This window comes from Schaalia sp. JY-X159 (assembly GCF_014525425.1).
GTDB lineage: Bacteria > Actinomycetota > Actinomycetes > Actinomycetales > Actinomycetaceae > Scrofimicrobium.
The window spans coordinates 311,639-325,122 of the sequence record NZ_JACEXI010000001.1 but is presented as its reverse complement, the minus strand read 5'-3'; the positions used below and the strand labels follow the sequence as shown (position 1 = coordinate 325,122).

Below are 13,484 nucleotides of genomic sequence, written 5' to 3'. Positions count from 1 at the left end.
CCGCCTATGCGTTTCCAACCATCTACGTCAACTCGACCGTGGTACCGGGCCTGCTTGCGGCTCTCGGTCCTCTACTTGCCGGGATCCTCTTTGTTGATGTGGCAGCCCTTGGTGAGTCCTTTTGGCCCCGACCGAAAGGCCAGAAGCGCGGCGCATACCTGACCCGACGACCCGCCCTCGCCAACGCCGACGCAGCTGCCCGGATTGCAACGATTGTCTGGGCCGTTCTACTGGTGCTGTCACTGATCCTCTTCGGATCGATTGCTACCAAGGGAGGTGACGCGAGCGGGAGGGCGATCGCGCACGTCGCCGCAGATCCCGCTGTCAATGGTCAGAGTGGCCCGTTCCCAGGATGGCCCTACGGAATCCCCATGCTCGTCCTAGCGGCGGTCCTGATCGCGTTGGCGCTTGCGGTACTCCACGTGATTGCGCGCCGCCCCGCAGTTAGTGGGAGCACACCGCAAAGTGACGCTCAACTGCGGCGTATATCCGCAACGAACCTCTTGAAAGGGACTCAAGCATCGCTCGCAGTCAGCCTTGCCGGAGTGCTACTGATTGCCGGGCAATCCAGTGCCAATGCGGGTTACTGGTGGGGACCAGTCTGCATCGCATTGTCAGTGGCGGTCTTGATTGCAGCGGTGGTCATCCTAGTGTGGCGATCACGATGAGCGCGCAAATCAGCATCGACATCACTTCGGCTGTTCCACCGTTTGAACAGGTGCGTTCCCAGTTGGCAGCCCTGATTTCCGCCGGCGTCCTCACTCCTGGCACCCGGCTCCCCACAGTTCGGGACTTGGCCGCGGATCTCGGGATCGCCGTTGGAACCGTGACCAGGGCATACCGGGAACTGGAGAGTTTGGGATTGGTGACATCCCGGCGACGGACAGGAACAGTTGTTGCCGAGGGCGCTCCGGATCTCTCCGAGGCGCTGAGAGACTCAGTCAGTCAGTTGATCGCTGCTGCTAACGCCTCACAAATGCCGGATGACGAAGTGCTTGCAATCGTGCAGGGCGCGTTACTACGAAGAAACCGGTAACGGGCTCGGTGGGGCGGCCCGCTCGGGATATCCGCTCGAGTCGGCCCAGTCTGGGCCGACTCCTAGGCTTCGCTAGTAGACCTGTTCCAGTGCTTCCATAACCAGTTCGTAGTCAGGTTCGTCGTGTATTTCTGGAACCTGCTGCGTGTAAGACACCGTCCCGTCCGGTTCAACGATGACAACTGCCCTGGACAGGAGTCCAGCTAGCGGCCCTGTCGTCATTGTTACCCCGTAGTCCTCACCAAATGTGGAGCGGAATGCCGATGCTGTCACGGCATTGTCAATCCCATCCGCCCCGCAGAAGCGGGCCAGAGCGAAGGGAAGATCCTTCGATGCACAGACAACCACGGTGTTTGGAAGCTCTGCTGCTATTTTGTTGAACCGACGTACCGACATGGCACAGACACCGGTGTCTACTGAGGGGAAGATGTTGAGAACAATGCGTTTACCAGCAAAATCCTCATCATTGACTTCACTCAAGTCATTAGCGACAAGTGAGAAATGTGGGGCTTTGGTCCCCTTTTCTGGGAGGGAGCCGATCGTTTGGACTTCATTTCCTTCAAGTGTAATTGTGCTCATAGTCCTATCGTCCCACTTTGCTCAAGACTCTGCCAGTGGCATTGTCCTGCTGCCCGGCCTGCGCAAGGTATTTTTGCTTGCTGGGCAACTTGCCAGATAGTGCCCGTAGCGCGTAGAGGATTGCAGCTAGGTCAACAATCTCCTGGGTCAGTGCCCCAACCATGGCTGGAATGGCTCCTGTCGCTGCCACCAGCATCAGTCCAACACTGAGGATAATGCCGATCCAGATCGCAGTGAGCGCAACCCGCATAGTCTGCTTTGCGATGGTATGAGCATCTGCAACCTTCCATACGCTATCTGGCACGATCACGGCATCTGCGGCTTCGCCAGCCGCCGTCGCCCCACGAGCGCCCATTGCTATGCCAACATCCGCAGAGGCAAGAGCTGGAGCGTCGTTCACACCATCACCGACCATGAGTGCTGGCCGAGGTTGGAGATCGTGGACAAGAGCAACCTTCTGCTCGGGTCGCAAGGAGTAGCGAACATCAGCTATTCCCGCTTGGGCGCCGATTTCTCTAGCCGTACTCTCGCCATCGCCTGTCAGCATCTCAATGGTCTCAACACCCTGATCGCGAAGGTAGGCAACCAGCGCAGGAGCGTCAGGTCGCATTTGGTCCGCGAGGACGATGACTCCGGCAGGCTCTCCATTGATGGTCATGTACGAAGCAACCTCACCCGGTTCTAGCTTCACGCCATCTTCAATGCTGTAAGACGGGTCCGTTCCGAGCACGAAGTGCCTGCTGCCAATAACTACCCGGCGCTGACCAAAGGTTGCGCTGACACCCGATCCTGCGGTCTCTTCGGCTGTCTCAGCCGCCAAGAGTCCGAGGCCGCGGCCCTTTGCAGCAGCCACAATGCCCACTGCAAGCACATGGGCCGAGTACTGTTCAGCAGATGCTGCCAACTTCAGAACTTCAGACTCGTCAAAACCCGGATAGGTATCAACTCGGACGACCTCGGGCCGTCCTCCAGTGATCGTGCCCGTCTTGTCAAAGGCAGCGCTGCGAATGTTAGACAGGCTTTCGATTACTGCGCCACCCTTGAAAATCACGCCGTTCTTGGCACTGCGTGACAGGCCACCCATGAATGCCACCGGTGCCGCAATCAAGAGCGGGCACGGAGTTGCGAGGACGAGAACCTCAGCGAACCTGACCGCGTCACCGGAAATGAACCATGCTGTCCCGGCAATTATCAAGGCCAGAGCAGTGAAAGGTACAGCGAAACGGTCGGCGATTCGGACCACCGGTGCCTTCTGCTTTTCCGCATCAGCAACCAGTGCGACGATCTGCTGGTACTGAGAGTTCTCAGTAGTACGTAGAGCCTCAAGGCGGACGGCCTCGTCACCGTTGAGAGATCCAGAGGGGACCTCACCGCCTGCACGAATGCTCACAGGCAACGACTCGCCCGTGATGGCTGACTCGTCAAATGACCCCCGTTTGCTTAGCAACTTTGCGTCAACCGGGACGACTTCACCGGGTCGCACAAGCAAGTGATCACCCACGCGAACCTGAGCAGCTGGGACGTCTTCAATCGCTTCGTCTTTATCTCCTTGGCGTGAGGAGAACCTGTGGGCCGTTTGGGGGGCCTGCTCAAGAAGTGCGGTGAGCGCACTCTTTGCGCGGTTGCTTGCGTAATCCTCCAGGGCTTCTCCCCCGGTCAGCATGAGCACAATAATTATCGATGCCCCATACTCGCCGACAGCCAGAGTTGCCACCATGGCCATCACTGCGAGCACATCCAGCCCGAAGTTCCCAGCCATCATGTCGCGGATCATATCCACTACCGTCCAAAGAACCACCCCGCCCACATAGATGGTGGCCAACACCTGAGCGACCGTCGTGTAGCCAAGGAGTGCGGTCACGAGGACGATCAGCCCAATAAGAATGGTCGCCCCCACCAGAGGGTAGCGGCGCGCTGCATCTCTAATCTTTCTCATGCGGATAGCATTGCCAGTTTTCGGCGGGATTTCAAGGAAGGTAAGGGTTGCCAACCTTAGGAAGACAGCCAGCGACACGGCAGCTTCTACGGGCCCAGAACTGCCTCAAGGCCCTATGATTACAGTGTTCAGGCGGGAGGCTCCGTATCGGTGAGTCCTGACCTACTTATATAGAGGAGACCATTGTGGAGGACAAGACATCTGCAAGTGAGAAGCTGCGCGTAACAATAACCACCTACCGTTGGGGTTTCGGCATTGCGGGCTTGGTAGCAATCGCTATGGGCATCTTTGTCTTGGTGTGGCCGAATGAAATGGTGAAGATCGCTGCCCTGCTAGTAGGGATCTACGCAGTACTTTCCGGACTGATCTACATCTTCACGGCCATTCGAGCTAAGGAGCTCAAATCACTTGCGCGGATTACCCGCGTGGTTGCGGGCATCGCCTTCATCACGGCCGGTATTGTCATGCTTAGCTTCCTCAGTGCCTCAGCAGGGGTCCTCGCAAACGTCCTCGGCGTCATCCTGGGCATCTTGTGGATGGTCGAGGGCGTCTCTGCACTGATGCTCTTGCGTGGTCGCGTGGATCAGAATGCGCTGGCAACGGCCTATGCAATAGTTGCGCTTGTAATCGGGGTCTTGCTGCTACTCACCCCGGTTTGGGGAACCGCGTTCTTGCGCTGGATGATCGGTTTTGGTCTTGTCCTCCTGGGCATTGCCCAGGTTTACCGGGCCGCGATGGCAGCGCGTGACATCAAGGTCAATATTGAGGTCAAGGAAGGCTAACGACCGCAAAAGTCGAAGAGGCGCCAGCTCCAAGTGGAGCTGGCGCCTCTCTTTTACTTACGACCGAAGCTGAAGAAGCCGCCCTTTGAAGATTCGGACTTCGGGTGCCCGTCGCACCACTGTCCCTTGGGAACGCTGGCCTTAACTGCGGCCACATGCTGCCCACAGCCACTCCATGTTGTCTTACCGCAGGTCTTGCACTTAACTGGTGAACACATAGTTTTTCAATCCTTTGTTGTTACTCTGCTACTTTGTTGAAGTTGTTGAAGTACTGCATCGAGCCCTACTTGATGATCTCAACCTCGGGAATAACGCCCCCGGCAATCGCATCGCGAATGGTCAGCATGCCCCCTGACAGATTGCGAACATCATCAAATCCTTCTTGGACGAGGATCCGTTCCGCGAGGAAGGACCGCACACCCGACTGGCAGTGGACCCGGACTGGGCGACCCCCTGCCGCCTCTCGCACCTCGTCAAGGCGTGCCCGCAACTCGGTGTGAGGAATGTTGAGAGCCCCTTCCAGATGCCCTGAAGCAAACTCGCTTACACTGCGAACATCCAAGACCAGGCTGGTCTCTAGAGCCTCGGGGATCTCGCTCGCGTACCACAGCTTTGTAACCCCATCCATAACATTCTGACCGTAGTAGCCAATCATGTTGACGGGATCCTTTGCACTGCCGTAAGGGGGCGAGTAAGACAAGTCCAAGTCAATGAGGTCATCAACCTTCAGTCCGCCCCTCATCGCGGTCGCCAGCACGTCGATTCTCTTCTCGACGCCATTGCCTCCAACTGCCTGAGCCCCGAGGATGGTGCCGTCCTCCTTGGAGAAATGCACGACCATGTGAATCTGGGTCGCACCCGGAAAGTAGGCCGCATGGTCGTTGGGGTGAGTGTAAACCGTGTGGTAGTCGATTCCCGAAGCGTCGAGGGCGCGACGGTTCGCTCCGGTCATGGCTGCGGTAAGTTCACCGACTCGAACGACTGCAGTGCCCAGCGGCGCAGCAAACTGCCGCGCTTGCACTTCAGTCGTGCCTGCGCCCCGCGCAATGTCATCAGCGATGAGGCGACCTGCCCTGTTGGCAGGTCCGGCCAAAGGTACCGGGCGCAGCGCACCCGTGAGAGGATCCGGCGAAGCAACGGCGTCGCCTCCCGCCCAAATGCCAGGGAGGTTGGTCCGACCGTTACGGTCAACCACCAGTGCACCGCGTTCAGTTGTCAGGCCCGCAGCCTCGAACACCGTGGTAGCCGGGCGAACACCGATGGAGAGAACAACCAGGTCTGCTGGCAGGCGGCGACCATCCGCCAAGACAACGTCCACGGCATCTCCGGATGGTTCGATACTTGCTGCTGCCACGCCGGTCACTGTCTCAATGCCCAGGCGGTTTAGCTCTGAGGTCACCCGTGCCGCAACTTCCGGCTCAGTCGGTGGAAGTACGTGGGGCGCCAACTCAACGATCGTGGTTTTCACGCCTTGATGAGCCAGAGCCTCGGCAGCTTCCAACCCGATAAACCCAGCACCCAGAACAACGGCTTGCTTAACGCTGCCCTCTAGGACACGTTTGCGCATCTCTAAGGCATCGGGAACAGTACGCATGTGCCAAACCTGTTCCGAGTCGAACCCGGGTAGGTCGGGACGCAGTGCAACCGCACCCGGAGCAAGGATCAGGTTGTCGTAATGCAGGACGTCCTCGCCGTCCCCGCTGCGAACCATGACGGTCTTTACCTCAGCATCCACGCCGACCACTTCGTGACCGGTGCGTACGTCCAGATTGAGAGCGGCCCTCAGCTTCTCCGGAGTCTGCACCAACAGCGCGGCGTCATCCTCTATCTCTCCGCCCACGTAATATGGCAAACCGCAGTTCGCGTAAGAAACGTAGGGGCCCTTCTCAAGGACAATAATCTCTGCGGTTTCATCGAGGCGGCGCAGGCGCGCGGCCGCACTCATCCCTGTTGCTACTCCCCCAACGACAACTGTGCGCATGCGGGTGGTCCTCCTCTTGTTTGATTCCAACGTCGATTACTATACCCCATGGGGTATCAAGAGCGGGGTGTGTGGATTATCTCCACACACCCCATTTAACTCCTGTTAGCCACCTGCGCTAGTCGTGCGAATGGCCTTTCAGGACCATACGCATGATCGTCAGATCAAACCCAACAAACTTCACAAACTGCGGGATCAAAGACTTCCTTGCCCGCAAGGTTGCGTCGGTTGGTAGGGGTGCAGCTGCAAGGTCTGCAACTGGTCCCCCAACGTACTTGTCAGTAGTAGTCGACTCCGACATTGTTTCCGCCTTCTCACTTGTCATCTCAATCACTCCGGAATCAAGAACCAGAAGGGGTTAGCCTTCGCCTTGTAGATGAATAGGTAGTGCAACATCAGCTTCACCCAGTGCCCGGACAATCCAATGTCGCCGCGGGTGTCTTTGATGTCGCGGCCCGTCGGGTACTTCACGTAGTCAGGTACGACCGGCATCATTGTCATCGCAGCCGCAGAACCCTGGGTCGTTCCCGTACCTGCGGACGCTACACACGCGGCCCCCATGTTTGCCATGGAAGCAGATACTGCAGTCGCATTGGGGTCCTTGATTCGTTTAGCGATGGTCTGAGCCACAGCCTTGCCCATGACGCCCGAAGGCATTCCCGTCCTCGGCGGAGCAGGTGCGATCATGGTCCCGTTTGGAGTAGTCCGAGGGCGCGAGATCTGGTGGGGTGGAGCAAACGCAATACCGACTGCAAACACGTTGGGGAACAACGGGGCTTCATAGGTCTTGGGCCAGTCCGCGGCTCGCCACTCCTCGTAAGGCTTCGGCGTGTAGTCGGCGTCAACCTTCATAAACCCGGACGGGGCGAACATCTTTTCAGAGATATCCGTACCGTCAGCATCGAAAGCCTTGAGTGGGACCCCACCGAACGGGGGAAGCAGCATCGCGAAATCGAACGATAGCTTGTGCTTCTCACCATCGAGCGTCTCATACGTAATGACGCCATCGGCGATCTGCTCGACCGCAGTTCCAAGGATGGCCTCGACGTTGCGCTCCCTGAACAGCGACCCAGTCCACAGTTCAGAAGAGGTCTCAAAACCTCGGTCGACGAAGGTCATGCCATCGACGCCAAAGTCGCCGAGTTCCGCCTCATTTGTGAGGAAGACGAGCCGAACCATGTCGCGAACTCCGGCTTTACGAAGTCGATCGTCGACGTTGAAAACATACTCGAAGGCAGCGCCCTCACAGGTGCATGTGCCATGACCCGTGCCGACCACTGCAACCTGCTTCTGACCCGCTCTGGCACGCTCAATCAGCGCGTCCAACTCCCTTGCCGCATGTACAGCGTGGTCGGCGGTGCACACCGAAACAGTCTCACCCTGATCCGGACCCAGCCCCGGCGTCGCTTCAAAGCGCAGCTTGGGGCCTGTTGCGTTGATCAGATAGTCGTAAGGGATGCGCGCCCTGCGTCCTTCTTGCTCGGGCAGCGTGCTCTCAACCTCAACGAATCCACTATCGACGCCATCACCACCGTTCGGCCAAATCTGGGTGGCCTTCGCTTGCACCAGGTTGATGCCCTTTTTCTTGTATATCGGGGCAAGTGGAAACAAGACCTTCTGCTGAGGCATTGTTCCAACACCAACCCAGATGTTTGATGGAATCCAGTTCCAGTCCCGATTTGGCGTAACAACCGTCACGCTGTGTTCTTTGCCAAGCATGCGACGCAAATGCAAGGCTGCTGTGTGCCCTGAAACGCCGGCGCCCAACACCACTATGTTGGCCATGCGCATTCTCTCCCTTGATGATGTACGCGTGAACGAGGACGTCGCTCATTCGATGACGTCCTCGTCTCAAGCATACGCCCCCCGGGTATTTTGGAGCGGGATTACGACTTAGGGAACAATATGATCGGCAGCCCGGAACAGTTCATACCATTCCTTGCGCGTTAACTCCACGGTCCCATCAGCTACGGCGCGAAGACGATCCGGCGTGGTGGTACCAAGCACCACCTGCATCTTTGCGGGATGGCGGGTAATCCACGACGCAACGATGGCCTCCTCGGCAACCCCATAACTCTTTGCTAGACGCGCAATCACCTTGTTGAGGGGCGCAAACTGGGGGTTACCCAGGAAGGTGCCATCAAAGAAGCGTGCTTGGAATGGCGACCAGGCCTGGACCGTGATCTGGTTTGCGCGACAGTAGTCCAGCACCCCACCTCCGTCGATGACAACAGATTGGGATTCCCTGGCCATGTTTGAAGCAATCCCTTGAGCAACGATTGGACAGTTTGTCAGAGAAAGCTGCAACTGGTTGATTGCCAAAGGTTGCTTGACCGCCGTCTTCAAGACATCAATCTGGCGCGGAGTGTGATTGGAAACCCCAAAATGGCGGACTTTCCCAGAGCGATGCAAGTCGTCAAAGGCCCGCGCAACCTCTTCAGGTTCGACGAGGGCGTCTGGGCGGTGCAACAGAAGGAAGTCAATGTAGTCGGTTCCCAGCGCCTCAAGAGACCCGTCAACCTGCTTCATAATGTGGTCATAGGACAGGTCGTAGTAGCCCTCTCCGCGAATGATTCCGCACTTGGTCTGCAGAATAATCTCGTCACGTTCAAGGCTCGATAGTTGAAGGGCATCAGCAAACTTACGTTCACACTGGTGCCAGTCATTGCCGTAGATGTCCGCGTGGTCAAAGTAGTTGACTCCACCGGCGCGTGCCGCATCATAGAGGGCTCGGATCGCCTCGTTGCTCTTATCTGCAATTCGCATCTGACCCGAAATGACCCTGGGCGCAACAACATCTGTCTGGGGCAGGATGTAAGTCTTCATTGAACTTCCCTTTCGTTCGGTACGACGCGCGCCGACCTGGGTAAACTTGCGCCATGACTAAATCATACGAAGCTACCCCTCCCAACATCCAGAGAGTTAACGAGTTTTGGGCAGGTGCGGCAGATGAAATAGAGGTTCACTCGGACAGCGCCCTCTTTGGAGAACAGACTGAAGCGGGCCTGATGCCTCCAGCGTTCCAGTTTTCCGATGATAAAGCGGAGGCCACGCGCGTCGCTCAAGAGGTCCTCGCTGGCAAGAAGACCACCTTTACGACGCCACTGAACGACTTCACCGATCAGGGTGCGCCGCTGCCCGCCCCCGGTGACATGTCAATCATCTGCGATGGAAACGGCGAACCTGTAGCCCTGGTCTCAGATACGGATGTCAAGACCGAATGGGCCGAAGATGACCCCTCAAACAAAGTGGTCATTGAAACCTTCGAGGTCATCTACTCCTAAACCCCGGCCCTCACTGCCGAATATGGCCATCTCCCACCACAATCCATTTCGTGGTGGTGAGTTCGGCCAGACCCATCGGCCCGCGGGCATGCAGCTTTTGGGTAGAGATGCCGATTTCTGCCCCAAGTCCAAACTCTCCCCCGTCCGTGAATCTGGTTGAGGCATTCACATTCACAACGGCGGAATCGACCTCGGCCGTAAAGCGTTCGCTAGACAGAAGCGACGTCGTGCAGATGGCGTCGGTATGTCCCGACGACCACAGGCGAATGTGTTCGAGGGCGGAATCCAGGTCCGGCACCACCCGTACCGCGACATCCATCGATAGATACTCGGTTGCCCAATCCTCGTCCGTTGCCGTCAGGACATCAACACCGCTGGGAGCGAGAGCCTGCGTGTGCGCGTCGCCGTGAATCGTCACGCCCCCCTCCGCGAGCGCGACAAGTAGCCGCGGAAGGAAACTCGGCGCCACGACCTCGTTCACTAAAATCGTCTCAGTCGCATTGCACACCGAAATCCGGTGCGTCTTTGAGTTGATTGCGATCGCTAGGGCTTGGTCTTCATCTACTTGCGCGTCAACGTAGACGTGGCAGTTTCCCACCCCGGTTTCAATCACCGGCACTGATGCTTCACGCACCACTGTCTGAATCAGGTTCGCGCCACCGCGAGGCACTAGGACATCAACCAAACCGCGCGCTCTCATCAGGGCGACCGCACCGGCGCGCCCATACCTGTCGATAGACTGCACCAAGTCCGCTGGTAGCCCCTGTTGCACGAGGGCGGCAGCGATTACGTCGACGAGGGCGGTGTTGCTCTCCAATGCTGCACTACCGCCGCGGAGGATGACCGCGTTCCCACTCTTCAGGGCGATACCCGCAGCATCCACTGTCACGTTGGGACGGGCTTCGTAGATCATTCCAACGACACCCATCGGCACCCGCAGCTGGCGCAGGCGGATCCCATTCGGCAAAGTTGAGCCGCGGACGACCTCGCCCACGGGATCGGGCAGAGTCGCGAGGTCGCGCAGAGCGCCCGCAATTCCGCGCAGACGGCCCTCATCCAGCGCGAGTCGATCCAGCAGGCCCTCATCCAAGCCCGCTTCCCTCTCTCGGTCAACATCTGCCTGGTTTGCCGTAAGGATCCTCTGCTGGTTCACGAGCAGCGCATCCGCGACGGCCTCGAGGGCGCGGTTCTTTGTGTCGGTTGATGCGGTCGCTAGAGAGCGGGCAGCAACCTTTGCTCGCCGGGCAATGTCCAGGACTCCGGCTTCTGCGGATGACGACTCGTGGGCAGTAGAGAAGGTCTCACTCGTGGGGAAAGTCATACCGACAACCTAGACCGGCGGGCCCTCGTCTGCCAACGGCGCCACTTTGTGGACGACGAGCAGGACGGGGTGACGCGCCTAACGCACCCGCCGGTGACGCGCCATTACCACCAGCTCATCGCGGTGAACCACCTCGTGCGCGTACCTCTCCCCCAGCGTCTCCTCGACACCCGTCATGGACAAGCCCGCAATCTGGGGGATCCGCGGTGAAGAGAAGCCAGCCAGGCCCCGTGCGACAATTGCACCATCCGGGGCCACAATTTCCACCGCATCACCCGCGATGAACTCCCCCTTTGATCCGACCACACCCGCAGGAAGCAACGAGGCATTACGATCGGCCACCGCCCTGGCGGCGCCCTCGTCCACCAGAATCTGACCCCGAATATCAGCTGCATATGCGAGCCAGAGCTGGCGAGCCGGAAGCCGACTGGCCGTCGCCTCAAACCACGTTCCCACCTCTTCCCCAGCCAGCGCCGCATCCGCATTCTGGGCCGAGGTCAGCAACACCGGGACACCCGACGACATCGACATGGCCGCTGCCTGGATCTTTGTGATCATCCCGCCCGTTCCAAAAGCGGTTCCCCGCGTGCCAACATCGAGCCTCTCCGCTTCTGAGAAACTCCGGATGGATCGGACCCGCGCAGCGTCGGGCAGCCGAGGATTCTTGTCATAAAGCGCATCCACATCCGTGAGAAGAACGAGGGCGTCTGCGTGCACCAAGTGAGCCGTCAGCGCGGCAAGTTTGTCATTGTCCCCAAAGCGGATCTCATCAGTTGCGACCGTGTCATTCTCATTGACAATAGGAATCACCCCCAGAGACAAGAGTGTGTCGAGGGCGCGGCGCGCATTCTTATAGTTGGTGCGCCGCAAGACGTCCTCGGCCGTGAGGAGGACCTGGCCAACAATGTAGCCAAGTTCAGCGAACTGCCTGGTGTATTCGGCAATCAACAGACCCTGCCCAACGCTTGCAGCCGCTTGAGCACCGGACAACGTGCGCGGCTTGCACTTCAATCCCAGGGGACCCATAGCGGCCGCCTGGGCACCCGATGAAACCAGCACAACTTCCTGGCCTCGACCTCGGGCGGCGGCAATCGTCTTAGTCAGGCGGCCCACGGCGCCAAGATCAAGGTGACCGTCAGGGCGCGTCAGAGAGGATGAGCCAACCTTGATAACTAGTCGCTGCGCTCCGGGGATATCCGAGCGCGACAGGGTAGCCGCGCGGGGCGTTCCACCATTTTCTGCTGCTTCCATCTTGTGTCTCTGCCTCCTGCACCCCTAGATGGTGGGCTTGCCCCAAAGGATGACCCCGTCCTGGTCGCGAATCACGACACTTCCAGCGCCTTCTAGGCTGATAGCGGTTTCGATGTGTCGCCTTCCGTCCTCGGATATGGTCCGGTAGACGTATCGTGTGTGCTCAACAAGCACGGGCTCAGTGGTGGCGCGGACCAGCCACGGGTTGCGACGCCTCAGCGCAATCAACGCTTTGTGCGACTCAAGTGTTGCTTTGCCGAAGCCAAGTAGGCCTTCTGGCGTCTCGGGCATCCTCGGACGGATTGCGTCATCCCCCGCAACATTCTCTTCCTTGATACCAGTGAAGCCCTGCTCATCCCCGTAGTAAACCGATGGTATTCCCCCAACGGTCATGAGGATCGCGAACGCAATCACGGCCCCATTCGCGCCAAGAGTGGAAGCAATTCTGGTCACGTCATGGTTGCCAACGAATGTGTTGGGAACAAAGTGCTCCAAGAAGTCGTTGTGTCTCTTCAACCCCCAGTCGAGCTCGAAGAAGTTCTCATCCAGGATGCTGGACCAGATCGCCTTCCACAGTTCGTACTGCGTAACAGAATCAACTGTCGACTCTTCAACAAACTCGACATAGTCGCCGTGGATGACTTCACCCAGGAACCAGGCGTCCGGGTATGCCTCACGCGCCGCCGGGAGGATCTTCGCCCAAAACCACGGGGCCACCGAGTAAGCAGCGTCCAGCCGCCACCCGTCGATGCCCTTACCCAACCAGTGGTTAATCACCTCAGACACGTAGGTTTGCGCCGCCGGGCTCGCATGGTTGAGACGCACCAGTGAACCGTGGCCTTCAAAAACGCGCGGTTGCGGACCACCGCTTGCATCCCAGTCAATGTCGAAGAGGTCGGCGTCGGGCGAGTCGGGCCCTTCAGCCAGTGCAGCGAGAACCTGGGGATTCTGGGACCCCACATGGCTGAACACCCCATCGAGAAGAACCCGCAGTCCACGCTTCTTGCATTCCGCAAGAAGTAGGTCGAAGTCCTCTTCAGTTCCCAGTCGAGGATCGATTGTGAACTGATCAAGGGTGTCGTAACCATGAGAGGAAGAAAGGAAGAGAGGACCGAACAGGATGCCTGAAACACCCAACTGTGTGGCGTAATCAAGCCAGTCGATTACTTGGAGCAGACGGTGGCTCTCGCCCTCGTCGCCACCCTGATCGCGAATTGGGGCGCCGACGAATCCCAGGGGATAAAGATGCCACCAGATTGTGTTGTCAACCCAGTTCACATTAGCCTCGCTTCTCACGACTCCGCTTTGACATTT

The 13,484-nt window shown here is 58.4% G+C and carries 13 protein-coding genes; 4 read left to right on the top strand and 9 right to left on the bottom strand.

The genetic code is table 11. The features are described 5' to 3' along the window. Window positions 1-38 precede the first annotated feature (38 nt). Both IDL90_RS01415 and IDL90_RS01410 read left to right on the top strand, forming a co-directional pair. A complete protein-coding gene (locus IDL90_RS01415) occupies window positions 39-668 on the top strand; it encodes a hypothetical protein (RefSeq protein WP_187994089.1) in 630 nt (209 codons plus the stop codon). Then, window positions 665-1,036, top strand: a complete 372-nt coding sequence (locus IDL90_RS01410; RefSeq protein ID WP_182140842.1) for a GntR family transcriptional regulator — start codon at window positions 665-667, stop codon at window positions 1,034-1,036. The genes IDL90_RS01415 and IDL90_RS01410 overlap by 4 nt, the downstream gene beginning before the upstream one ends. A 72-nt stretch (window positions 1,037-1,108) precedes the next feature. On the opposite strand, the gene tpx is transcribed toward IDL90_RS01410, so the two are convergent. Together tpx and IDL90_RS01400 are read right to left on the bottom strand one after the other, a co-directional pair. Further along, entirely contained in the window at window positions 1,109-1,615 is a 507-nt protein-coding gene (tpx, locus tag IDL90_RS01405; RefSeq protein ID WP_182140843.1) for a thiol peroxidase, read from the bottom strand. Between the two features lie 4 nt (window positions 1,616-1,619). Continuing rightward, complete coding sequence (locus IDL90_RS01400) at window positions 1,620-3,551, bottom strand: heavy metal translocating P-type ATPase (RefSeq protein WP_187994088.1); 1,932 nt, start codon at window positions 3,549-3,551, stop codon at window positions 1,620-1,622. Window positions 3,552-3,736: 185 nt separating this feature from the next. Here IDL90_RS01400 and IDL90_RS01395 point away from each other — a divergent pair, with 185 nt between their 5' ends. Continuing rightward, the gene (locus IDL90_RS01395; RefSeq protein WP_187994087.1) at window positions 3,737-4,333 is read left to right on the top strand and encodes an HdeD family acid-resistance protein; all 597 of its coding nucleotides are present in this window, start codon (window positions 3,737-3,739) and stop codon (window positions 4,331-4,333) included. A 283-nt stretch (window positions 4,334-4,616) separates the two neighbouring features. On the opposite strand, the gene IDL90_RS01390 is transcribed toward IDL90_RS01395, so the two are convergent. The 4 genes from IDL90_RS01390 to IDL90_RS01375 form a co-directional block, all read right to left on the bottom strand. After that, a complete protein-coding gene (locus tag IDL90_RS01390; RefSeq protein ID WP_187994086.1) occupies window positions 4,617-6,314 on the bottom strand; it encodes an FAD-dependent oxidoreductase in 1,698 nt (565 codons plus the stop codon). A gap of 118 nt (window positions 6,315-6,432) precedes the next feature. Then, the gene (locus IDL90_RS01385; RefSeq protein WP_223175101.1) at window positions 6,433-6,639 is read right to left on the bottom strand and encodes a hypothetical protein; all 207 of its coding nucleotides are present in this window, start codon (window positions 6,637-6,639) and stop codon (window positions 6,433-6,435) included. A 5-nt stretch (window positions 6,640-6,644) separates the two neighbouring features. Continuing rightward, on the bottom strand, window positions 6,645-8,099 hold the full coding sequence (locus IDL90_RS01380; RefSeq protein ID WP_187994085.1) for an NAD(P)/FAD-dependent oxidoreductase: 1,455 nt from the start codon (window positions 8,097-8,099) through the stop codon (window positions 6,645-6,647). A gap of 108 nt (window positions 8,100-8,207) precedes the next feature. Then, on the bottom strand, window positions 8,208-9,140 hold the full coding sequence (locus tag IDL90_RS01375) for an aldo/keto reductase family oxidoreductase (protein WP_187994084.1): 933 nt from the start codon (window positions 9,138-9,140) through the stop codon (window positions 8,208-8,210). Between the two features lie 53 nt (window positions 9,141-9,193). Here IDL90_RS01375 and IDL90_RS01370 point away from each other — a divergent pair, with 53 nt between their 5' ends. Further along, window positions 9,194-9,598, top strand: a complete 405-nt coding sequence (locus IDL90_RS01370; RefSeq protein WP_182140852.1) for a hypothetical protein — start codon at window positions 9,194-9,196, stop codon at window positions 9,596-9,598. A 10-nt stretch (window positions 9,599-9,608) separates the two neighbouring features. Here the strand turns inward: IDL90_RS01370 and IDL90_RS01365 are convergent, their stop codons facing one another. The 3 genes from IDL90_RS01365 to IDL90_RS01355 form a co-directional block, all read right to left on the bottom strand. Beyond that, on the bottom strand, window positions 9,609-10,919 hold the full coding sequence (locus IDL90_RS01365) for a glutamate-5-semialdehyde dehydrogenase (RefSeq protein WP_187994083.1): 1,311 nt from the start codon (window positions 10,917-10,919) through the stop codon (window positions 9,609-9,611). 78 nt (window positions 10,920-10,997) lie between these two features. Next, on the bottom strand, window positions 10,998-12,170 hold the full coding sequence (proB, locus tag IDL90_RS01360; RefSeq protein ID WP_187994082.1) for a glutamate 5-kinase: 1,173 nt from the start codon (window positions 12,168-12,170) through the stop codon (window positions 10,998-11,000). 24 nt (window positions 12,171-12,194) lie between these two features. After that, window positions 12,195-13,466, bottom strand: coding sequence for an alpha-amylase family protein (locus IDL90_RS01355; protein WP_316930257.1), 1,272 nt, complete (start codon window positions 13,464-13,466; stop codon window positions 12,195-12,197). Window positions 13,467-13,484 lie beyond the last annotated feature (18 nt).